This is a genomic window from Desulfofundulus australicus DSM 11792 (assembly GCF_900129285.1).
GTDB classification, from domain to species: domain Bacteria; phylum Bacillota; class Desulfotomaculia; order Desulfotomaculales; family Desulfovirgulaceae; genus Desulfofundulus; species Desulfofundulus australicus.
This window is the reverse complement of record NZ_FQUW01000030.1, coordinates 16,660-37,190: the sequence shown is the minus strand read 5'-3', so window position 1 is coordinate 37,190 and position 20,531 is coordinate 16,660. Positions and strand designations below refer to the sequence as shown.

Here is a 20,531-nt window from a genome sequence, read left to right as displayed (position 1 = left end):
ACCAGACAACCGGGGTTGGGGCATGAGAGTGGTTGGGGAAAGGGAAAATCTTTGCCCAGGCGGGCGTATTCTTCCGGCGGTACAGGCGTGTAAAATATCTGCTGCATGGCGGTCACTTCCAGCAAATATTCTACCTGTTCCACAGCCGGAAGAAAAGGGGTCAGTCACTGGTTGTCATATTCTGGTGAATAGACGGACTGACTGACCTGAAATACCAGCACAATTTGCGAAGCAGTTGCAGATTATTCTGGTATCGGAAATAGTTGCAGATTGTTCAATCTGCGAAAATGGGCAGGGGTTGGGCTAAATCAAAGTGAGAATTGACACACAAATAAACCACGGTACCTTTCCCACCCCCGGTAAACGGCTGGCAAAATAAGAACCCATCTCCCCTGCGCCTTCCGGAACGTAAAGGTAAAAGTGAAACTCCTCCAGAGAATTCAAGGACCCCCACCACCTCATCCTCGCTCCGCAGGGGCAGCCCGACCCCCGGGTTCTCCGGAGCTTATCTTTTCTATAAGTAACCCTACTATATTATATCATGATCAGGGTCTATCAGGATCCCCTTTTCCTTTTATTATCCCCTCACCTTTTACCGGATTTTTTCATACCTTATTATTGAAAACCAGCTATACCAAAATATAGAAAGGAGGCAACCGTATGGCTCCCGATCCCGGCTACTACTATGGCCAGTTCTCCTTTATTCTCTTCCTGATCCTGATTCTGCTGTTCTTCGGCAGGGGCTTCTTCCCCTATCAGGCCCAATAAACCCCGGCCGGGCGCCTTATGGCGCCCGGTCCTCTTTCCGGTCCGCATCAGCATACTGCACGAATTCCTCTTCCCTGCCGCTGCGGGTCAAACGGCCGTAAAAACCCACCCGGTCGAAATTGCCTTCCCTCAGCCCGGGCAGGACTTCCGTTGCCCTTTTCCCCAGGATATCTTCTTTCTTGAGCCCGGTCATTTCTTCAAAGGCAGAGTTAACATCAAGGAAAATGTAGTCCTCGGGGGAGCCCCTATCATCGTAAATTACCCCGTGTAGGCGCAGGCACAGGGCAGGAGCTCCATAATCTCCCGGTTTATGCAGGCCACCTGAGGTTCATTCAGTTTTTACTTTATTTGTTGACACGTGTTTTTATACGTGTTATAATACTCGTGAGGTGAGGGTGAGTGAAAACATATTCATCCAAGGAACTAATCCGCATGGTGCAGGAAGCAGGCTGGATGCTTGTTAGGGTCAGCGGTAGTCACCACCAATTCAAACACCCAACAAGGCCAGGATTAGTCACTATCCCTCACCCGAGAAAAAGCCTCCCAACTAAAACAGTCAAGAGTATCCTTAAGCAAGCAGGTTTAGATAAATAATGGCCTAATATCCTGAAAGGAGGTCCCGGTTATGCCCAAGGACAGATATATCTATCCTGCCATCTTTAATTACGCTGACGATGGCATCTCGGTAGAATTCCCCGACTTACCCGGATGCTACACCTGCGGCGACAACGATGAGGAAGCGCTTCGCATGGCTAAAGAAGCATTAGCCCTTCACTTATACGGGCTGGAGGAGGAAAACTATCCCATTCCCGAACCCAGCCCTGTAAACAAATTAAAAGTGGAACCAAATCAGGTTGTCGTCCTCGTCGAAGCCTGGATGCCACCCTTCCGCGACGAGATGAAGCACCGGGCTGTCAAAAAAACGCTGACCATACCCAAATGGCTTGATGATTTAGCCCGGGAACACAATGTCAACTTCTCTCACTTACTGCAAAATGCCCTGAAAGAGTATTTGGGCATAAACGAAAAGCAGCCATAGCTGGCTGCATTCGTTTTACTTTCATATATAAAGCCGCCTTTGCAGGCAGCTCCTGGTAGCGTATACAACCCTCTGCCCCCAAAAAGCATAGGCACCGGGGGTTCGCTTTTCGCTAAAAAACGAAGGGCCGCAATTCCCTGCGGCACCTTGCCTTGCTGGAGCTGGTGGTCGGATTCGAACCGACGACCTGCGCATTACGAGTGCGCTGCTCTACCGCTGAGCTACACCAGCGCGGAGTATTAACTTACCGGCCGGCTTACATGCCGCGCCTTACTTATATTACCGCATAACCGGGCCGTTTGTCAATTGGTATCGCCCGGCGGGGCCGGGACGCACGCCTTCCAGCTCCAGCAGCCACTGTTTCAGCGGCAGGCCGCCCCCGAAACCGCCCGGGGACCCGTCACTGCAGATGACCCGGTGGCAGGGTATGACCAGGGGAACCCGGTTGGCCCTTACGGCCCCGCCCGCAGCCCGGGCGGCCCGGGGGTAGCCGGCGGCCTCCGCCACCTGCCGGTATGACCATAACTGGCCGTAACCTATGTGCCGGACGGTTTCCAGCACCCGCGCTGTAAAGGGCCTGTATAATGAGAGGTCCACGGGGATATCCGTAAAGGAAACCCGCCGCCCCCGGAAATACCGGTTCAGCCGCTCTTTCAGGGTGGAGAGCCACTTTCCCGCCGCCGGCCCGCCCCGGCAATTTGCGCCGCACCCCGATTCATCCCGCAGGGCAGCCAGGGCCTCCTCCCGATGGGGCCGGGGAAAGGTAAGAGCCACCAGCCCCCGCTCACTCCAGGCAGTGCCCACCCAGCCCGCTACGGTAGGCAGCAAATGTATATTGCCCATACTCTACTCCTGCCTCCCGGCCGCCCGGATAAAAATGGCCAGCCCCGCAATGATGGCCAGGCCCCCGGCCAGCTGCAGGAACGAAGGTACTTGATGAAAAATGAAGTAAGCCAGAATGGTGGCCCCTACCGGTTCGCCCAGCAGACTCACCGACACCACGGCCGCCTTGACGTAACGCAGGGCCCAGTTGAAAATGGTGTGGCCGAAAATGGTGGATACCAGGGCCAGGAGAAAGAACCACAGCCATGTTGCCGGGGGATACGGAAACAGGGGCACCCCGGCCAGCAGGGCGCCCGCCAGCAGGGTCACCGCGCTGGCCCCGTAGACGACGAAAATGTAGGGGAGCAGTGAAAGACGGTGCCGCAGGCCGCGCCCGATTAAAACGTAGCCGGCCACAAAAATGGCCCCGGCAAAGGCCAGGATGTCCCCCCAGAAGGCCCGCCCCCCGATTTGAAAGTCGCCCACCCCCACCACAACGCTGCCGAGCAGGGCCAGGGCCGCCCCCGCAAGCCCGGGGAGGGCGATTTTTTCCCTGTAGAGCAGGTAGCCCCCCAGAACGGTAAACAGGGGCTGCATGGCCACCAGTACGGTGGAGCTGGCGATGGAAGTGTACTCCAGGGAGGCAATCCAGGCAGTAAAATGCAGCGCCAGCAAAACGCCGGAAAGGCAGGCCAGAAGGATATCCCGCCGGCCCATGGAGCGCAGTTCCTCCCGCTCCCTGGTCAGGACCACGGGGGTAATCATGAGCACGGTAAACCCCAGCCGGTAGAAGGCAATAATCATGGGCGGAGCCGCGGCCAGCTTGGTAAAAATGGAAGAGAAGGCAGCCCCCATCACCCCCACCAGGATGGCCAGGTAAGGGTTGACCAGGGGGCGCTCCAGATGAGCGGTTACCGGTTCCATACTCTGCCGGAGTGAAAGCGGTGCCCTGGCAGGCGAGCTCATGGATTACATCTCCCGTCCATAAAACTTTTTAAAAGCAGGGATTGCTAGTAAGCGTCAAATACCGGCCCCGGGGCGAACCGGCAGCAGTGCCTGCGCGCCGGAGCCCTGCGCTTCAATAATCAAACAAATCGGTGGAAAGGTAGCGTTCTCCCGTATCCGGGAGCAGGACCACCACGTTTTTACCCCGGTTTTCCGGCCGGCTGGCCACCTGGATGGCCGCCCAGGCGGCCGCCCCCGCGGAAATCCCCACCAGCAGGCCCTCCTCCCGGGCCAGGCGGCGGGCGGTGTGCAGCGCATCTTCATCGGTTACCCGGATGATTTCATCCAGCAGGGACCGGTCGAGCACTTCCGGCACAAAACCCGCACCAATGCCCTGAATTTTATGGGGCCCGGGTTCCCCGCCGGAAAGCACCGGCGAGGCGGCCGGTTCCACCGCCACCGCCCGCAGGGAGGGACGGCGGGCCTTCAAAACGGAGGCCACCCCGGTGATGGTACCCCCGGTGCCAACGCCGGCCACAAAGAAATCCACCTCGCCGCCGGTATCCCGCCAGATTTCTTCGGCCGTGGTGGCCCGGTGGGCTGCCGGGTTGGCCGGGTTGGCAAACTGCTGCGGGATAAAGGCGTTGGGGTGAGAAGCCGCCAGCTCCTGCGCCTTACGCACCGCCCCGGCCATACCCTCGCTGCCGGGGGTGAGAACCACTTCGGCTCCGTAGGCAGCCAGGAGCCTGCGACGCTCCACGCTCATGGTTTCGGGCATGGTCAGCACCAGGCGGTAACCCCGGACTGCGCAGACCATGGCCAGGCCGATACCGGTATTTCCGCTGGTAGGCTCGATGATCAGCGTGTCCCTGGTGATCAGCCCCTTTTCTTCCGCCTCCCGGATCATATTGCAGGCTATCCGGTCTTTAACGCTGCCGCCGGGATTGAAGTACTCCAGCTTGGCCAGGACGGCGGCGGGCAGGCCGGAAGCCACCCGGCCCAGGCGAACCAGGGGCGTGGAACCAATCAATTCCGTCACATCGTTATATATCCCCATCTCCAATCAGCCTCCAGAATGCTGCTGAGCAGCACGTAAAAATTACCTCTCCCTATTATAACCCGGGGGCAGGCCGGGGTAAATTCCCGGAAGGCGCAATCTTTTAAATGACAACCACGCCGGTTCCCGGAACAAAAAAAGGGGACAACCGCCCCAAAAAAAAGACCGGCCCTTTGGGGGCAGGTCAGAGGGGGATTGGAGGGGGATTTATATGAAGAGGTTGACGTTGGCTTCATCGGCTTCGGCCAGATAGGTGGCCACCCCGGCAAACTCCAGGCCGTCGATAAGTTCTTCCTTTCTAATGCCCATCACATCCATGGACATGGTACAGGCAATCATCTTGATGCCCTGTTCCCTGGCCGAGGCAATCAACTCCGTAAGGGGGGTGACGTTCTGCTGTTTCATGACGATCTTCATCATCCTTGCCCCCAGGCCGCCAAAGTTCATTTTGGATATGCCCAGCCTGTCGGCTCCCCTGGGCATCATCCAGCCGAACAGGGCCTGCAGGAAGCTCTTCTTCACTTTAACCTTCTCCGGCTTTCTCAGGACATTCAGCCCCCAGAAGGTGAAAAACATGGTCACCTCGTCACCCATGGCGGCTGCACCGTTGGCAATTATGAAAGCGGCCATCACCCGGTCCAGGTCACCGCTGAACACAATGATGGTCTTTTTCATGCATCTCTCACCCCCGCATATTTTCCTGCAACCAGGAAAATTCTTCACCCTATCCCTCACAGTAGGCCCGTACCAGGTAGCCGGATATATCCTCCAGCTGGATTTCACCCCCGGCAGCCTTCCGCAGGTTGACCAGACAGATGGGGCACATGGTCACCACCCTGCCGGAAACCTTCTTGAGCTGCTCCACCCTTTTGGCCGCGGTTTCCCTGGCCTTTTTGGGGAACAGGGATTCGGCGGGCCCCCCACAGCAGAGGGTGAACCTGCCGGAATCCGCCGGTTCTTTGAGGTCCACGCCCGCCCTGAGCAGCAGGGTCCTCTGTTCCTGCAGCACGTTTTCGCACCGGGCGTAAAGACAGGAATCGTGGAGGGCCGCTTCCAGGCGGAGCTCCTTCCGGGGCACAGCGCCCCGCTCCACCAGCACTTCCAGGTAACTTTTCACCTGCAGGTCATGCTGGCCAGTTAAAGCGGGGTACACGGAGCGGAGCATGTGGGTGGTATGGGGATCGACGGTAATGACCCTTTTTACCCGGTACTTTTTAAATACCCCGGCCAGCCTGCGGGTGTGGGCTTCCACCACATCATCCGCACCCAGATCGTAGGCCAGCGCCCCCGAATAGAGATCATCCTCGTACAGGTAGCCGAAATCAACCCCCGCCCGCCTCAGGAGGCGGGCGATATTAACCAGTATCCGGTCGCTGGATTCACGCTCACTCCCGGGAGGCCGGGCCATCAGGGCGGAAATGTTGATCACCCTGTTGGCCATCCTCCCGTATTTGATCATCCCGGCAAGCCAGGAATCCTCAATTTTTTCCTGGAACCTGTTCAGGGCCTGGATGTAAGGAACAAGCTGGTACATCCCGCCGGTATAGAGGATGGTTTCCCCGCCCCGGGCCAGCCCCAGGCCCCTGGCCCAGGCAGCGGTGCTCCTGGCCGGGATGGGCAGAACGGATTTTCTCATCCGCAGGTTGTCCGCGAGAATGCCCACGGTATCTCCAATTGGTAGCGGCATGATCCCATTCTCCTCAAATTTGAAAAACTTTCTTGTTCAGGTAGTAGCGCAGGAAACGTACATTTTCTGCGACCCGCACCTGCGCCGGGCAGTTGACCTCACAAAGGCGGCACAGCAGGCAGGAGTAAACAGCCTGGACATTTTCCAGCACCCTGTCCTTCACGCCCAGCAGGACGTAGCGGAACAGCTTCCGGGGGAGGAGCTCGATGCCCATGGGGCACACCGCGCTGCACACCCCGCAGTTCAAACAGGCCCGGGCATCAAAACGGCCGAAACTGTTAACTTCTTCCGCGAAGAGGGGATCCATCCGTGGCATCAGCACTCCTCCTTGCAAACGGCCCTGTACCTGTAGTAACCCTCGTCGGTCAGCTCATCCTCACATACCTGCCCGTACTTGCGCATGCCCATAACCCAGAACATGACTTCATGGCCGGGACGGTCCAGTGCCCGGGCTATTTCCGGAATGGTTTTGGGGCCGTCCTTCAGGAGGTCCAGGATTTTATCCCTCATCAGCATCTCTTCCCTGATTACTTCCCGGATATCTCTCACCCTGCCGTCCATCAGCATATCTCCTTTGCCAGGGCATCAATCATGGCCCTGATCTGCTCATCTGAATAACCCTTGAGGTTGAGGGCCCCCCGGGAACAGGACGGTACGCAGCCCCCGCAGCCCTTGCATACCGCTTCGTTGACCCGGGCCACTTCCCTGTCCTGGTAATGCTCCCGTTCAATGGCGGAATAGGGACAGGTCCCTGCACATTCACCGCACCAGTTACACCGCCGGGGATCCACGGCGGCAACCAGGGGCTCCAGCTCGACATACCCTTTTTTGAGGATGGAGGCGCTCTGGGTTACCGCGGCCAGGGCGGAAGCAACGCTCTCGGAAGAATTTTTGGGCCCCTGGCAGGTGCCGCAGATAAACAGGCCATCCACCACCGTTTCCACCGGGCGCAGCTTGGGGTGGATCTCGTTGAAAAAGCCGTCCCTGCCCACGGGCAGCTTCAGAATATCCACCAGTTTTCCGTTCTCCCGGGGTACCATACCGGTGACCAGCACCACCAGATCGGCCTGGAGCTCAAACTCCTCCCCGCAGGTGAGCAGGTCCTTCACGGTAACCTTTAATTTCCCACCCTCGCCCCGTTCAACCCTGGGGGGCTCGCTCTCATCAAATTTCAGGAACACCGCCCCCCGCCTGAGGGCCTCCTGGTAGAACAGCTCGAACCTGCCGTAGGTACGCATATCCCGGAAAAGGTGGTACTGGCGGACTCCGGGGCTTTTGTCAAAAGCCAGGCTGGCCGCGTGGACTGCCGCATTACAGCAGTAACGGGAGCAATAGCGGTTGGCCCCTTCCCCACCCGCACCCTGCCTGCTGCCAACACAGTAAACGTAAACCACGTCCTTCACTTCCCGGCCCCGGAAGTTCAACCCGGCACCGGGAGCATCCAGGAGCTCCAGGAAGTCATCCAGGGTTATTACCCCCTCCAGCCCGAAGCCGTACTCGCCCTCCCGGGGCTGGTAGAGGTCGAAACCGGTGGCTACAATGATTGCCCCTACCTGTACCCCGATTTCACTTTCCACGGGCTCCCTCACCCGTATCCTCACCTGAAAGTTCCCGATACTGCCTGACTTTTCTACCAGCCCGGCACCGGTAAAAAGGGTTATATTTTCCCTCTTCTGCACTTCCTCAACCAGCTGGTTAATCAGCTCCCGGCCCCTTTTACCGTGGGGGTACATCCTCCCCAGGCGGGCCACCCGGCCGCCCGGGGCTGCTTCCCGCTCCACCACATAAACACTGATGCCGGTGTCCGCCAGGCCGATGGCCGCCCGCAGCCCGGCTATCCCCGCGCCAACCACCAGTACTGCAGGTACCGTGTCAATTTTAAGTGGCTGGAGCGGCTCGGTTAACCTGGTCCTGGCAATGCCCGCCCTGACCAGCCTGATGGCCTTGGCAGTGGCCCCTTCCCTGTCACCGGTGTGGGCCCAGGAACACTGTTCCCTGATATTGACCTGGGTGTACTGGTAGGGGTTGAGTCCCGCCCTTTTCGCCACATCCCTGAAAGTATGAAGGTGCAGCCTGGGGGAACAGGATGCCACCACCAGCCCGTCCAGTTCCTGCTCTTTGATGTCCCGGATTATCTCCTGCTGGGAGGCGTCGGAACAGGTGAACATGGCCTCCCTGGCCACCACCACTCCCGGCTCTTCCCGGACGGCCTCGACCACCCTGTTCACATCCACGTAATCGGAAATGTTCCCGCCGCAGTGGCAGACGTACACACCTATTCTCCGGTCCTTCATTTTTTCATCCTTATCCTTTCCACATAGGCCGCCGCCAGAGCTGCCGCAGCGCCGGCATGTAATATGGAGTCGGGTATGTCGCGGGCACCGGAAGCAGCTCCGGCCACGAAGACCCCTTCGATACTTGTTTTGCCCGGATTCAGGTCTTCATCCACTTCCCTGACGAACAGGTTTTCATCCAGCTCCAGCTTCGCGTTGCCAAACAGCTCCGGAACCCGCGGGTTGGGAAGGAGGCCCGTGGAGAGAACCACCAGGTCGTGTTCCGCCCGGGCGAGTTTCCCGCCGTGGTCAATATCCTCGTAGTAAAGGAGGAGGTTACCGTCTTCCTTTTCCTCGATCCTGGCCACCCTGCCCTTGATAAAACGGGCGCCCATATCCCGGGCCTGGTTGTAAAATTCCTCATATCCCTTGCCAAAGGCCCGGATGTCGATATAATAAACCGTTACGTCGGCCAGGGGCAGCGCGCCCATAATCAGCTGGTTTTGCTTGATCGAGTACATGCAGCATACCCGGGAGCATACAGGGTTGTTCACCGACCGGTCCCTGGAACCGGTGCAGAGCACAAAGGCTATGTTCTCGGGCACCCTGCCGTCGGATGGCCTCAGCACGGCGTTATAGGGCCTGGTGGGAGCCAGCAGCCGGTCCATCTGCATGCCGGTGATGACGTTTTTAAACTTCCCGTAACCGTACTGCGGCTTCTCCCGGGCGGGGAAGAACTGAAACCCCGTGGCTATAATCACCGCACCCACCTGATACTCTTTCTGCTCCTCCTTCATGGAAAGGTCAACGGCACCGGCCGGGCAGGTGGCCGCACACTGGCGGCATTCGGAACAAACCCCGCAGTCCAGGCACCTGCCGGCACTGTACCGCGCCTGTTCCTCCGAGAGAGGCAGTTCCGTTGCGGAAAAATCGCCGGGCCTTTCCTGCAGGAGTTCGCCCTCTTCCACCGGGGGCAGGGTCCGGTAGCTCTGCTGCCGGCCCAGAACCTTTTCCCTGTCCACCACCGGCATCCGGTAATCAAACTCCACACCTTTAAGTTCTTCTCCCTTTAAATAGCGGTCGATGAAGAAGGCCGCCCGCCTGCCCTGGGCCACTGCCTTCACGATCATGGAGGGGCCGGTGACCACGTCTCCCCCGGCAAAGACGTAGGGTACGGCGGTTTGCAGGGTGTGCGGGTCCACCCTGATGGTACCATTGTCGTTGAGGGGCAATATTTTCCGAAAGGCCCCCGTATCCGGTTCCAGGCCGATAGCCGTTATGACCACATCGGCCGCAATCCTGTACCCGGAGCCGGCAACTGGCTCCGGCTTCCTCCTCCCGCCGGCGTCCGGCTCACCCGGCTCCATCCTGACGCTCTCCACCGCCGCCACTTTCCCACCGCTGCCCACAAACTTCAGGGGCGCGCTCAAAAATTGAAACTCCACCCCTTCCCGCTCCGCAGCTACGACTTCCCTTTCATGGGCGGGCATCTCGGCTTTCGTCCTGCGGTACTGGACGATAACCCTTCGCGCACCCAGCCTTACGGCCACCCTGGCCGCATCCACGGCCACGTTACCGCCGCCCACCACCACCACCGTCTTCCCGGCAAGGGATATCCTGCGGCCTTCGTTCACCTGCTGCAGGAAATCCAGGGCGCGGTACACACCCTCCAGATCCTCGCCTTCAATCCCCATTGGCCTGGAGCGCGGTGTACCGGTGGCCACGAATATGGCGTCAAAACCTTCATTCTTCAGCTCTTCCAGGTTTTCCACCCTGCATCCGGTTTTGATTTCCACACCCAGGGCCACCACGTTCTCTATATCCCTGGCCACCACCTCTTTGGGCAGGCGGTAGGAAGGGATGGCCGTGCGCAGCATGCCGCCGGGCTGCGGCCCCGCTTCAAAAACGGTCACCCGGTAGCCCTTTTTAGCCAGGAAGAAGGCGGCGGTGAGCCCCGCCGGCCCCGCTCCCACCACGGCCACCCTTTTATCCTCCCGCTCCTGCGGGGGCGAAAGCCGGGGCGCCGGGTGTTCCGCATAATAGCGGTCGGCGATAAAACGCTTGATCCTCCTGATGGGCAGCGGGCCTTCCAGCCGGTTCCGGGTGCACTCGCCTTCGCAGGGGGCGTAGCAGGCCCTGCCCAGGCTGCCCACCAGCGGTGTGCTTTCCAGCACCAGCTCGAAGGCCTCCCGGTACTTCCCGCTCCTGACCAGGGCGATATACCCGTGGGCCTTGATGCCGGCCGGGCAGGCAAAGGAACAGGGGGACGTCCCCTCCCGCTCTATGACGGCCTTTTTGGGGACAGCCTGGGGGAAGGGGATGTAGGCCGCCCTCCTGGCCACCATGTCGAAGTTGAACTGATCCGGAACCGCGACATTGCAGTTCATTTCACACTGGCGGCAACCGGTGCAGAGGGAGTGGTGGACAAAGGTGGGTTTGCGGCGGACCCGGACGGCAAACTGGCCCCCCGGCAGCTTCCTGATCTCCTCCACTTCGGAGTAAATCAGCACGTCAATGTTGGGATGGTGTACTGTGGCGGCCATCTTGGGGGTGGAGATACAGCTGGCGCAGTCAAGGGTGGGAAATACCTTGCTCAGCAAAATCATCTTGCCGCCCACACTGGCTTCCTTTTCCACCAGCAGGACCCGGTAACCCATATCTCCCAGCTTGAGGGCCGACTCCATACCCCCAATCCCGCTGCCGATGACGAGAACATCGTAATTCATGCTTTATCCCTTCCTGGCGGGCCCGAGATTTTTCAAGGCCTCGGAAAATTCTTTCATGTGGCCGGTAAACGGCCCGGCACAGACCGAGCAGATGGCCGACATTCGTACCCTCTGGGGTTCATATCCCTTTTGTTCGAGCAACTCCTGAGCCCTGCGCACAATCTCCGACGTTCTCTTTGCACAGTCGGGAAGGTAGGCGCATTCTTCCCCGTCGGCAGCCAGGAAAACCCCGTCAAAGCCCCTTTCCACCGCATAGGCGATCCATTCGGGCCTGATACCGCTGGTGCAGGGCATGCTGATAACCGTAACCGAAGGTGGGTAGTGCATATGGGAACTACCGGCAAGGTCAATACCGGGATCGGAAATGTTGTTGGTGGAAAAGACGAGGATCTTTGGTGAAAAGTCGCTGTTGATGCCGGCCTGCCCGGACATGCTACTTCATCCTTTTCACATAGAGCTTCCAGTAACCGGCTTCTTCAACCACACCGAGGAATTCGTGGCCCATTTTCCTGGCCCAGGCCGGAATGTCCCTCTGGGACCCGGAATCGGTAGCCAGGATCTCCATTACTTCTCCCACTTTAACGTCGGCAATGGCCTTTTTGGCCGCCATAATGGGGCCGGGGCAGGAAACCCCCCGGGCGTCCACAACCTTATCCGCCTTGATGTTCTGCAGTTCCGCTGTGGTCATAAACAAAGTCCGCCTCCTTATTCCGGGATATATTTCAACCATCTTTCAGGTACCGGCCCGGCCGGGCCGGTACCATCTACCCTTACCGGTATATGAAAATACTAATACCAGTAGGGGTATCTATTGAGTATAAATTAACACCCCTTTCCGGGGATTGTCAAGATCTTTTTTTAACAATTACCGCCGGCACTTTTACCCATGGGGCCGGCATCTTTCCCGCAGGTTACCAACCTGCCGCATCTTAACAACCTCACCCGCCACCGCCGGCCAGCAAAAAGATGGCCAGCCCGGCCGCCACCAGCCCGATGGTCCAGCCTGCGGGGAGGTTGGCCAGCAGCCCCACCGCAGCCAGCACAAGGCCGCCCAGGCGGACTACCAAACGCATACCGGGGTTCATACCTGCTCACCTCCCGCTCCAGAATCCATCAAGGGGGTCCTTCCACATAATTACCGCATCCTCGTTGGTATCGGTATAATAACCCCGGCGCCGTCCCCGCTCCACGAAACCCAGCGAGGCATAAAGGCGCCTGGCCACCTGGTTGGAGGTCCGCACCTCGAGGGTCATGCGGCTGGCTCCCAGCATAACCGCCCGGCGCATGAGTTCCTGCATCAGCCTGCGCCCGACCTGCCGCCGGCGGTAGTCGGGATGTACGGCCACATTGGTTACGTGAGCCTCATCCAGGATCAGCCACATGCCGGCATAACCGATCACCTTCTGCCCCGCCAGGACCACAATATATACGGCAAACTCATTTTGCAGCAGCTCATGGGTAAAGGCATGGCGGGACCACGGGGTGGGGAAAGAGGCCTGCTCGATGGCCATAACTTCATCCAAATGCTCACAGGACATTTCGGTAAAAGTCAGTTCCATAGGAAACACCGGCTTACCCTTTTTGTTTTTGCAGCCATTTTACTTCTGCTTCGGATAACCGGATATAATCGGGCAAGAGTTTAAGGGGATCCATACCCTCACCGGCCACCAGCCGCCGGTAACCCAGCTCGGCCACCGGTGCCCCCCTGGGCCAGGAAGCGCTGCCCGGGGCCAGCAAAACCCGGCCACCAAGCTGTTTTAAGAAGAATTCACCGTAAACGGGAACGCCGTCGCCCAGCAAAGTAACGGGCAGATCCCGGGATTCCAGGCGCCGGGCGAGTTCCTCCGGGCGGATGGCCATGGGGCCCTCCAGCCGCTCCAGCTTCCCTGCGACCGTCCGGTATACCGCCGCGTAAACCTCGTCCCTGCGGGCGTTGAGAATGGGGCAGATCAGCCCCTCCTGGCCCGTTAAAGGATAGGCCAGGGCCTCCAGGGTGCTGATACCCACGATGGGCAGCCCCCAGACCTGGGCCAGCGTTTTGGCCGTGGCCATGCCTATGCGCAGGCCGGTAAAGGACCCGGGACCCGAGGAAACGGCTATACCCCCCAGGTCTTGACGGGTAACCCCTGCATCCTCCATTACGGCTTTTATCATGGGCAACAGGTTCACCGAATGGGTACGCTGGTTGTTGACCATCCGTTCGGCCAGCACCTTTTCCCCCCGGACCACCGCCACTGCAGCCACCGGGGTTGCAGCTTCAATGCCGAGCACGAACAAGGGTGCTCAACTCCTTCACCAGTTCTTCATAGCGCTCCCCCCGGGGGGCAAACAAAATCCTGCGCAGCTCGGGATCCTGGAGAGAGCCCTCAAGGTAGATATCCAGCCTTTCAGAAGGTAAAATCTCCTTCACCCGCCCCGCCCATTCAACCAGGGTCACGCCGGACCCGTAGAAATAGTCCTCGTAACCCAGGTCAGCCATATCCCCCGGCCCTTCCAGGCGGTAAACGTCCATATGATAAAGGGGCAGGCGGCCGGAGTATTCGTTAATTAAAGTAAACGTGGGGCTGGTTACCGGCCCGGCAACTCCCAGCCCCCGGGCAATGCCCCGGGCCAGCACCGTTTTACCCGCACCCAGCTCCCCGTGCAGGCAAAGGACGTCCCCCGGTTGTAAAAGGGAGGCCAGGAGACGGCCCAGTTCTTCCGTTTCCCCGGCGGAACGGGTCTGCCATACCAGAGCCATGAAACCACCTGTTTTTTAATTCTATACCGGAACAGAAAAGCCTGCCAGTATTATAACCCATAGACAGGCCGGAGCAAAACTCTTTGTAAGCCATAAAGGGTTAAGGGGCAAAGTGATCGTAGCCGCGGGCCTCCAGGGGGACGCAACGACCGCCGGGCAATTCCAGCACCATTCCCTTTTCCGCCGGGATAACCTCTCCGATACAACGGCATTCCTCGCCGGCCGCGGCAAGCCTTTCCTCCACCAGGGCAACCCGTTCCGGCGGAATGGTGAAAACCAGCTCAAAATCCTCACCCCCGGAAAAAGCCCAGTCCAGGGGATCCCGGCCCGCCAGGGCAGCCACTTCCCTCACCCGGTAGTCCACGGGAATATCCGCCGCCCGCACCCGGCACCCCACCCCGCTGGCCCGGCAGATCTCCCGCAGTTCGGCAGCCAGGCCGTCGCTGACGTCATCCATGGCCGTTACCCCCGCCGCGGATAAAATCCGCCCGCTGCGCAGTTTTGCCCGGGGCTCCAGGTGGGCCCGCTTGAGGTAAGCCGCCACCCCCGGGCCCGCCCCGGCCTCCGGGTGCTGGCACAGGTACAGCCCGGCGGCCGATTTGCCCAGGCTGCCGGTGACGCAGATCAGGTCCCCCACCCTGGCCCCGCTGCGGTATACCGCCCGGCCCTTTTCCACAAAGCCCAGCAGGGCCACGTTGATTACCAGCCGCTCCGGGCTGAGCACCGTATCCCCGCCGACGATGTTCAAATCATATTCCTTCGCTGCCCGCCTGATGCCCCGGTATAGTTCCTCCACCTCCTCCACGGACAGGCGCGGGGGGAGGCCCAGGGAAACCACGCCATGGGCGGGCCAGCCGCCCATGGCGGCAATATCGCTCACATTAACCGCCACAGCCTTAATCCCAACCTGGACGGGGGAGGCATAATCCAGCGAAAAATGGACTCCCTCCACCAGCATATCGGTGGTGAACAACAGCCACCGCGGGCCATCGAAGTCCAGCACCGCCGCATCATCCCCAATGCCCCGCACCACCTCTTCCGGCCGGTGGACCAGGTCCCGGGAAAGGCGATCAATAAGGGCAAATTCGCCCAGTTCCCCGAGTTTCAACAATCAATCACTCCCCTGATACAGCCGGGTATGACCCAAGCACCATCCCGAAAGTTTTGTGCCGTATCTTAATATAATCATCAAAAGGGACGGCGTTCATCCGTCCCTTCACCCGCAACCGGGCCTTTTTAGCATTCCTCCACTTTCTCCGCACCCAGGTACCTGGCCACAATCTCCATGGCGCAGAACTCGCCGCACATGGTGCAGGCCCTGGTCCCGGCTGGATTGCGTTTCTCGCGATACCGGCGGGCCTTTTCCGGGTCAATGGCCAGGTTGATCTGCGCCTTCCAGTCCAGCGCCTTGCGGGCCCGGGCCATGGCCAGATCCCATTCCCGGGCTCCCGGCACCCCCTTGACCAGGTCCGCCGCGTGGGCAGCAATGCGGGAGGCGACCACACCCTCCTTCACGTCTTCCAAAGTGGGCAGCCCCAGGTGTTCGGAAGGAGTTACATAGCACAGGAAGTCCGCCCCGGCCATGGCAGCCACCGCTCCCCCAATGGCAGCGGTAATATGGTCGTAGCCGGGTGCCACATCGGTAACCAGGGGACCCAGGACGTAAAAAGGAGCCCCCTTGCACAACGTTTTCTGTACCTGCACGTTGGCCGCCACCTGGTCCAGGGGAACGTGTCCGGGTCCTTCCACCATGGCCTGGACACCCGCCGCCCGCGCCCGGTCCACCAGTTCACCCAGCACAATCAACTCCTGAATCTGGGCCCGGTCGGTGGCATCGGCCAGGCACCCGGGCCGCAGGCCATCCCCCAGACTCAGGGTAACGTCGTAACGCAGGCATATCTCCAGCAGGCGGTCAAAATGCTCGTACAGGGGGTTTTCCCGGCCGTTGTGCAGCATCCACCCGGCCAGGAAGGAACCGCCCCGGCTGACAATATCGGTGACGCGCCCCTGCCTTTGCAGGCGGCCAATGGCTTCCAGGGTAAGCCCGCAGTGGACAGTGATAAAGTCCACCCCGTCGGCAGCCTGCTTTTCAATAACGGCAAAGAGGTCGTCGGCGGTCATTCTGACAATACCGCCCCGCTTTTCCCGGGCTTCCACGGCCGCCTGGTAAATGGGCACGGTACCCACCGGTACAGGGCTCCTTGCAATAACTGCCCGGCGGCAGCCATCCAGGTCTCCACCCGTGGACAGGTCCATCACCGCGTCGGCCCCGGCTTTTAAGGCGGCTTCCAGTTTGGTCAGCTCACCTTCAATATCGGGAAAGGCGGTGGATGTTCCCAGGTTGGCGTTTATTTTCGTCCGCAGGCCCTCACCAATGCCGCAGGGGTCCAGATTGCCATGGTTCCTGTTGGCCGGTATGACCACTGTCCCGGCCGCCACCTTCTTTAAAATTTCCTCCACCGGTAATTTTTCCTTTTCCGCTACCCGGCGCATGGCCGCCGTTATTTCTCCTCTCCGGGCTGCTAAAAGCTGGGTCATGTTTATTACCTCCTTGTCCTGTCAATCCGGGAACGCAGTTCGCGGGCAGCGCCGGATATATCTTCTGCCGCCACCACTGCCGTGATCACTGCCGCTCCGTCAGCCCCGGCGGCAATCACCTCTTCCACATTGTACGCCTTGATGCCCCCGATGGCCACTTTGGGAATGCTGACCACGGAAGCCACCTGCCGCACCAGGTCCACACCCACCGGAGCCTGAACATCATCCTTGGTCCGGGTTTCAAAGACGGGTCCCACACCGATATAGTCCGCCCCCTGCCGCTGGGCTTCCAGGGCCTGCTCTATACTGTGGGTGGAAACACCGATAATTTTGCCGGGGCCAAGGATTTTCCGGGCCATACCCACGGGCAGGTCGTCCTGACCCAGGTGGACACCATCGGCCTCCACCGCCAGGGCTATATCCACCCGGTCGTTGACGATAAAGGTTACTCCCTTTTCCCGGGTCAGGCGGCGCAGCTGGTGCCCGGCATCGACCAGCTGGCGGGCGGTAAAATCTTTTTCCCGCAGCTGGATAACCGTGGCCCCGCCTTCAATGGCCGCCCGGACCACTTCCACCAGCGGCCTTCCCCGGCTGAATTTATCGCCCGTGATCACATAAAGGCTGTAATCAACCCTCCCGGGAACTTTGCCCGTATCCGGCCGCACCAGGCGGCCGGCCATTTCCTGTTCCAGCGCGTACACTTCATAGCGTATTTCTTTAAAAGGGGCGGGGAACGGCAGGAGACGGACATACTCCTCCAGCACCCGGACGGCTTCCTGCACCCGCTTGAAATTGGCCGTAATTAGCTGTAAAAGGTTGATTTTTTCCTCTCCCGCTGCCGGAGGGGCGGGAGCAGCCACGTCCCTGCAAACATCCCGGGCCTCGACCAGAACAATCCCCTGCCCGGTAAGCTTCTCCTGCAGCAGGCCCAGACGGTGCCGTATTTTTCTAATGCGCATGGTTATTTGCGGATCATCCAGAATAAAGCGGGCTACTTCCTCCACCACCCGCAGTCCTTCCCGGGCACGGTTAAAATTGGCGTCCAGAACCCGGTAAAAATCCCCCACAAAAACCCCTCCCATAAAAAAACCCATCTACCTGATCAGGAGACGGGTGTAATACGCTAACCGTTCACCCATTTCCCTACGCTGGTATGACCCAGATCAGGTTCAAAGGGTAAAGCGTTAAACGCTTTTCTCAGCCCGGCAACCGCTGATGCCGCCGGGCACCCCCATGGGTTGAAAATGCCCTTATTTACCTGTATATTGTATGTAATTATTCGCTTAAAAAAAATTTTTTCCTGCTTATATTTTGAAGTTGCAAATTTTAAATTACCAGGCCTGGAACCTAAATTACATAGCTCTGATTCCAGTCCCTTTTCCGGTGCTGCCAGGAAAGAGCCTGGATCAGCTCCTTGATCTTTTCTATATCAAAGGGCTTGGTCAGGCAGCAATAAGCGCCATTCTTCAGGGCCTGCTCGACGGTATGATCGGAAAGATAAGCGCTCATGATAATAACAACGGTGTCGGAGGTGATCTTTTTAACCCGCCGCAGCGTCTCCAGGCCGTCCATTAAAGGCATTCTTACATCCATAAAGATTACATCCGGATGAATCTGGCGTACCCTCTCCAGGGCTACCAGCCCGTTTTCCGCAGTGTGTACCCGGTGGCCGAATTCTTTAATGAGAATCTCCAGCAAGTAACGTACTCCGGGCTGATCGTCAACTATCAGAACATCAAGAATCTCCCCTCTCACTCCCTACACCTCCGACATAATATGACACTAATTAACATTATAGTTTAATCTTTCCGTCATGAATATTCGACAGGGAAATTATCTGATCCTGCTAAGAAAAATAAAATTTTTTTATTTTCAATGTGAAAGATTTGAATATCATTCCCATTTATTTTGCATTTGTTTAATTGTTTTAAAAATGTGTCAACTTTTAATAACTTAACTTATAATTTTATCCCTAAATACCCTGACCCTGTGAAATGACGCTCAATGTTAACATCATGGCCGGGGTAGATAAACCAGGCGCCCTTCAATGTAAGTTTTGACTACCCGGGTACGGGGATCAAAGGGATGGCCGCTTAACACCACTATATCGGCGTCCTTACCCGGCTCCAGGCTGCCCAGCCGGCTTTCCAGGCCCAGGATCCTGGCTGCATCCAGCGTAATGGCCCGCAGGGCTCTTTCTTCGGACAGCCCGCCCCTGAGGGTCAGGGCGGCGGACAACGCCAGGTACTGAATGGGCACCACCGGGTGATCGGTCATAATGGCAAAGGTAACCCCGGCCTCGGCCAGAATCCGGGGGGTCTCCAGGGAAATACCCTTCAGCTCCACCTTGGCCCGGTTGGTTATCACCGGCCCCACCACGGCCATGGCCCCGTAAGCGGCCAGCTCCCGGGCCACCAGGTAACCCTCGGTGCAGTGTTCCACCACCAGCAGTAGATCAAATTCCCGGGCTATGCGCAGGGCGGTCATGATGTCGTCAGCCCGGTGGGCGTGTACCCGCAGGGGAATTTCCCGCCGCAGAACCGGCAGCAGGGCTTCCATCTTCAGATCCCGGCCGGGATGCTCGCCCCGGCCGGCTGCCGCCGCTTCCAGCTTGCGCTGGTAATCCCTGGCTTTAGCCAGGGCCTCCCTTAAAAGAGCCGCCGAAGCCATACGGGTGGCGGGCATTTTCTTCTCGCGGGCATAAGTGCGCTTGGGGTTTTCGCCAAGGGCCGCTTTCAGGCCCACTGGCGCCCGGACCACCATCCGGTCGACTACCTGGCCGGCGGTTTTCAGGGCTGCCATTTCTCCCCCCAGGATGTTGGCGCTGCCGGGACCGGTGGCCACGGTGGTCACTCCCCCGGACCGGGCATCTTCAAAGCCCAGATCCGCAGGGTTAACGGCGTCGATGGCCCGCAGGTGAGGGGTAACGGGATCGGTATACTCATTGGTATCGTCCCCCTCTTCCCGGTAAATTTCCTCAGCCACTCCCACATGACAGTGGGCATCAATAAAGCCCGGCATGACCAGGTATCCGGTGACGTCGTCCACTTCAACCCCTGCCGGGATCCTGTCCAGGGGCCCTGCGGCGACAATTTTGCCCTCCTCCACCAGTACCATTCCCGGCTCATAAATTTGACCGGTCATGGTAATTACCGTTCCTCCGGTTAAGGCCAGCATCCAACCCAGCATCTCCTTTTTATTTATTTTTTCCATATTCCCGGCCGGCATCCACCAGGGCTTTAAAAAGGTTTAAAAAGCGTTCATCCCGCTCCCACATGGTTTCCGGGTGCCACTGTACTCCCAGGGCGAACCCCCGGCCGGAGCTTTCCAGCGCCTCGATAATCCCATCCCGGGACCGGGCGGAAACAACAAATCCCGGTGCGGGCCGGCGCACCGCCTGGTGATGAAAACTGTTCACCCGCAGAGCCCCCGCCTTAAATATGCCGGCCAGGCGGGTATTCTCCTCGATGATTACTTCGTGGGTGGGGCTCCAGCGGGGCGCTTTCTGCTGGTGCTTTAAACATCCCGGCACCTGGGTCAAAATATCCTGATAAATATCACCGCCGGCGGCGATGTTCATCACCTGGATCCCGCGGCAAATGCCCAGGACGGGCAGGCCCCGGGATAACGCCCGCCGGGCCAGTTCGAGCTCAAATTTATCCCGTTCCGGGCTTATCTCCCCGCAACCTGGAAGGGGCTCTTCACCGAAATAAACGGGATCCACGTCGCCGCCGCCGGAAAGAACCAGCCCGTCTAAAAGCCTGAGCTGCGCCAGCAAGCCCGGCTCTCCCGCTATATAGGACAGCAACACAGGAACTCCCCCGGCCGCTTCCACTGCCGCCGTGTAATAGCGGCTTACAAAAAACTGCCCTTTTTCCTCATTCCAGGCCGGGATAATACCGATCACCGGAAGCATTTTTAAAGCACCCCCGCTCC

Annotated in this window: 24 protein-coding genes, 1 tRNA gene and 1 riboswitch; of the genes, 2 read left to right on the top strand and 23 right to left on the bottom strand. The window is 58.9% G+C overall.

What is annotated here, in order from left to right:
• Nucleotides 1-784 precede the first annotated feature (784 nt).
• Nucleotides 785-1,027, bottom strand: a complete 243-nt coding sequence (locus tag BUB44_RS15450; RefSeq protein ID WP_278247945.1) for a PAS domain-containing protein — start codon at nt 1,025-1,027, stop codon at nt 785-787.
• A gap of 140 nt (nt 1,028-1,167) precedes the next feature.
• On the opposite strand from BUB44_RS15450, the gene BUB44_RS11310 reads away from it, so the two are divergent.
• Together BUB44_RS11310 and BUB44_RS11305 are read left to right on the top strand one after the other, a co-directional pair.
• Nucleotides 1,168-1,362 (top strand): type II toxin-antitoxin system HicA family toxin, encoded by a 195-nt coding sequence (locus BUB44_RS11310; protein WP_114362178.1) that lies wholly within the window; start codon nt 1,168-1,170, stop codon nt 1,360-1,362.
• Nucleotides 1,363-1,393: 31 nt separating this feature from the next.
• On the top strand, nt 1,394-1,807 hold the full coding sequence (locus BUB44_RS11305) for a type II toxin-antitoxin system HicB family antitoxin (RefSeq protein WP_073166416.1): 414 nt from the start codon (nt 1,394-1,396) through the stop codon (nt 1,805-1,807).
• Between the two features lie 156 nt (nt 1,808-1,963).
• On the opposite strand, the gene BUB44_RS11300 is transcribed toward BUB44_RS11305, so the two are convergent.
• The 22 genes from BUB44_RS11300 to BUB44_RS11200 all read right to left on the bottom strand — a co-directional run bounded on the left by BUB44_RS11300 (nt 1,964) and on the right by BUB44_RS11200 (nt 20,511).
• A tRNA-Thr gene (locus tag BUB44_RS11300) sits at nt 1,964-2,038 on the bottom strand.
• Nucleotides 2,039-2,086: 48 nt separating this feature from the next.
• Complete coding sequence (locus BUB44_RS11295; protein WP_073166413.1) at nt 2,087-2,650, bottom strand: methylated-DNA--[protein]-cysteine S-methyltransferase; 564 nt, start codon at nt 2,648-2,650, stop codon at nt 2,087-2,089.
• Between the two features lie 3 nt (nt 2,651-2,653).
• Nucleotides 2,654-3,595, bottom strand: a complete 942-nt coding sequence (locus tag BUB44_RS11290; RefSeq protein WP_423219792.1) for a DMT family transporter — start codon at nt 3,593-3,595, stop codon at nt 2,654-2,656.
• 112 nt (nt 3,596-3,707) lie between these two features.
• Nucleotides 3,708-4,631, bottom strand: a complete 924-nt coding sequence (cysK, locus tag BUB44_RS11285; protein ID WP_073166410.1) for a cysteine synthase A — start codon at nt 4,629-4,631, stop codon at nt 3,708-3,710.
• 207 nt (nt 4,632-4,838) lie between these two features.
• Nucleotides 4,839-5,306, bottom strand: a complete 468-nt coding sequence (locus tag BUB44_RS11280) for a DsrE/DsrF/DrsH-like family protein (protein ID WP_073166407.1) — start codon at nt 5,304-5,306, stop codon at nt 4,839-4,841.
• Nucleotides 5,307-5,355: 49 nt separating this feature from the next.
• Entirely contained in the window at nt 5,356-6,318 is a 963-nt protein-coding gene (locus BUB44_RS11275) for a (Fe-S)-binding protein (RefSeq protein WP_073166404.1), read from the bottom strand.
• A 13-nt stretch (nt 6,319-6,331) separates the two neighbouring features.
• On the bottom strand, nt 6,332-6,634 hold the full coding sequence (locus tag BUB44_RS11270) for a 4Fe-4S dicluster domain-containing protein (protein WP_073166401.1): 303 nt from the start codon (nt 6,632-6,634) through the stop codon (nt 6,332-6,334).
• Complete coding sequence (locus BUB44_RS11265; protein WP_073166398.1) at nt 6,634-6,879, bottom strand: MarR family transcriptional regulator; 246 nt, start codon at nt 6,877-6,879, stop codon at nt 6,634-6,636. The genes BUB44_RS11270 and BUB44_RS11265 overlap by 1 nt, the downstream gene beginning before the upstream one ends.
• The gene (locus BUB44_RS11260; protein ID WP_073166395.1) at nt 6,879-8,612 is read right to left on the bottom strand and encodes a CoB--CoM heterodisulfide reductase iron-sulfur subunit A family protein; all 1,734 of its coding nucleotides are present in this window, start codon (nt 8,610-8,612) and stop codon (nt 6,879-6,881) included. Before BUB44_RS11260 ends, BUB44_RS11265 begins: the two co-directional genes overlap by 1 nt.
• Entirely contained in the window at nt 8,609-11,317 is a 2,709-nt protein-coding gene (locus BUB44_RS11255) for an FAD-dependent oxidoreductase (RefSeq protein ID WP_073166393.1), read from the bottom strand. Before BUB44_RS11255 ends, BUB44_RS11260 begins: the two co-directional genes overlap by 4 nt.
• 3 nt (nt 11,318-11,320) lie before the next feature.
• Nucleotides 11,321-11,749, bottom strand: a complete 429-nt coding sequence (locus BUB44_RS11250) for a hydrogenase iron-sulfur subunit (RefSeq protein WP_073166390.1) — start codon at nt 11,747-11,749, stop codon at nt 11,321-11,323.
• A 1-nt stretch (nt 11,750) separates the two neighbouring features.
• Nucleotides 11,751-12,005, bottom strand: a complete 255-nt coding sequence (locus BUB44_RS11245; RefSeq protein ID WP_073166428.1) for a sulfurtransferase TusA family protein — start codon at nt 12,003-12,005, stop codon at nt 11,751-11,753.
• 250 nt (nt 12,006-12,255) lie between these two features.
• On the bottom strand, nt 12,256-12,402 hold the full coding sequence (locus tag BUB44_RS15445; RefSeq protein ID WP_157833018.1) for a hypothetical protein: 147 nt from the start codon (nt 12,400-12,402) through the stop codon (nt 12,256-12,258).
• 6 nt (nt 12,403-12,408) lie between these two features.
• The gene (rimI, locus tag BUB44_RS11240) at nt 12,409-12,876 is read right to left on the bottom strand and encodes a ribosomal protein S18-alanine N-acetyltransferase (protein WP_073166388.1); all 468 of its coding nucleotides are present in this window, start codon (nt 12,874-12,876) and stop codon (nt 12,409-12,411) included.
• 13 nt (nt 12,877-12,889) lie between these two features.
• Complete coding sequence (gene tsaB / locus BUB44_RS11235; protein WP_073166385.1) at nt 12,890-13,594, bottom strand: tRNA (adenosine(37)-N6)-threonylcarbamoyltransferase complex dimerization subunit type 1 TsaB; 705 nt, start codon at nt 13,592-13,594, stop codon at nt 12,890-12,892.
• The gene (gene tsaE / locus BUB44_RS11230) at nt 13,575-14,057 is read right to left on the bottom strand and encodes a tRNA (adenosine(37)-N6)-threonylcarbamoyltransferase complex ATPase subunit type 1 TsaE (protein ID WP_073166382.1); all 483 of its coding nucleotides are present in this window, start codon (nt 14,055-14,057) and stop codon (nt 13,575-13,577) included. The genes tsaB and tsaE overlap by 20 nt, the downstream gene beginning before the upstream one ends.
• 100 nt (nt 14,058-14,157) lie before the next feature.
• The gene (gene thiL / locus BUB44_RS11225) at nt 14,158-15,165 is read right to left on the bottom strand and encodes a thiamine-phosphate kinase (RefSeq protein WP_073166425.1); all 1,008 of its coding nucleotides are present in this window, start codon (nt 15,163-15,165) and stop codon (nt 14,158-14,160) included.
• 128 nt (nt 15,166-15,293) lie between these two features.
• Nucleotides 15,294-16,595, bottom strand: coding sequence for a phosphomethylpyrimidine synthase ThiC (gene thiC, locus BUB44_RS11220; RefSeq protein WP_073166380.1), 1,302 nt, complete (start codon nt 16,593-16,595; stop codon nt 15,294-15,296).
• 5 nt (nt 16,596-16,600) lie between these two features.
• Nucleotides 16,601-17,662 (bottom strand): thiamine phosphate synthase, encoded by a 1,062-nt coding sequence (locus BUB44_RS11215; protein WP_165611041.1) that lies wholly within the window; start codon nt 17,660-17,662, stop codon nt 16,601-16,603.
• Between the two features lie 55 nt (nt 17,663-17,717).
• Nucleotides 17,718-17,838: riboswitch (TPP riboswitch) on the bottom strand.
• A gap of 104 nt (nt 17,839-17,942) precedes the next feature.
• Nucleotides 17,943-18,350 (bottom strand): response regulator, encoded by a 408-nt coding sequence (locus tag BUB44_RS11210; RefSeq protein WP_073166377.1) that lies wholly within the window; start codon nt 18,348-18,350, stop codon nt 17,943-17,945.
• A gap of 258 nt (nt 18,351-18,608) precedes the next feature.
• Nucleotides 18,609-19,772, bottom strand: coding sequence for an amidohydrolase (locus BUB44_RS11205; protein ID WP_027357300.1), 1,164 nt, complete (start codon nt 19,770-19,772; stop codon nt 18,609-18,611).
• 19 nt (nt 19,773-19,791) lie between these two features.
• On the bottom strand, nt 19,792-20,511 hold the full coding sequence (locus BUB44_RS11200) for a gamma-glutamyl-gamma-aminobutyrate hydrolase family protein (RefSeq protein WP_027357301.1): 720 nt from the start codon (nt 20,509-20,511) through the stop codon (nt 19,792-19,794).
• Nucleotides 20,512-20,531: the final 20 nt, after the last annotated feature.

Coding starts and splice junctions, on each gene's coding strand:
- BUB44_RS11305 (WP_073166416.1), top strand. CDS start 1,394: ATGCCCAAGGACAGATATATCTATCCTGCCATCTTTAATTACGCTGAC.
- BUB44_RS11295 (WP_073166413.1), bottom strand. CDS start 2,650: ATGGGCAATATACATTTGCTGCCTACCGTAGCGGGCTGGGTGGGCACT.
- BUB44_RS11290 (WP_423219792.1), bottom strand. CDS start 3,595: ATGAGCTCGCCTGCCAGGGCACCGCTTTCACTCCGGCAGAGTATGGAA.
- cysK (WP_073166410.1), bottom strand. CDS start 4,631: ATGGGGATATATAACGATGTGACGGAATTGATTGGTTCCACGCCCCTG.
- BUB44_RS11280 (WP_073166407.1), bottom strand. CDS start 5,306: ATGAAAAAGACCATCATTGTGTTCAGCGGTGACCTGGACCGGGTGATG.
- BUB44_RS11275 (WP_073166404.1), bottom strand. CDS start 6,318: ATGCCGCTACCAATTGGAGATACCGTGGGCATTCTCGCGGACAACCTG.
- BUB44_RS11270 (WP_073166401.1), bottom strand. CDS start 6,634: ATGCCACGGATGGATCCCCTCTTCGCGGAAGAAGTTAACAGTTTCGGC.
- BUB44_RS11265 (WP_073166398.1), bottom strand. CDS start 6,879: ATGGACGGCAGGGTGAGAGATATCCGGGAAGTAATCAGGGAAGAGATG.
- BUB44_RS11260 (WP_073166395.1), bottom strand. CDS start 8,612: ATGAAGGACCGGAGAATAGGTGTGTACGTCTGCCACTGCGGCGGGAAC.
- BUB44_RS11255 (WP_073166393.1), bottom strand. CDS start 11,317: ATGAATTACGATGTTCTCGTCATCGGCAGCGGGATTGGGGGTATGGAG.
- BUB44_RS11250 (WP_073166390.1), bottom strand. CDS start 11,749: ATGTCCGGGCAGGCCGGCATCAACAGCGACTTTTCACCAAAGATCCTC.
- BUB44_RS11245 (WP_073166428.1), bottom strand. CDS start 12,005: ATGACCACAGCGGAACTGCAGAACATCAAGGCGGATAAGGTTGTGGAC.
- BUB44_RS15445 (WP_157833018.1), bottom strand. CDS start 12,402: ATGAACCCCGGTATGCGTTTGGTAGTCCGCCTGGGCGGCCTTGTGCTG.
- rimI (WP_073166388.1), bottom strand. CDS start 12,876: ATGGAACTGACTTTTACCGAAATGTCCTGTGAGCATTTGGATGAAGTT.
- tsaE (WP_073166382.1), bottom strand. CDS start 14,057: ATGGCTCTGGTATGGCAGACCCGTTCCGCCGGGGAAACGGAAGAACTG.
- thiC (WP_073166380.1), bottom strand. CDS start 16,595: ATGACCCAGCTTTTAGCAGCCCGGAGAGGAGAAATAACGGCGGCCATG.
- BUB44_RS11205 (WP_027357300.1), bottom strand. CDS start 19,772: ATGCTGGCCTTAACCGGAGGAACGGTAATTACCATGACCGGTCAAATT.
- BUB44_RS11200 (WP_027357301.1), bottom strand. CDS start 20,511: ATGCTTCCGGTGATCGGTATTATCCCGGCCTGGAATGAGGAAAAAGGG.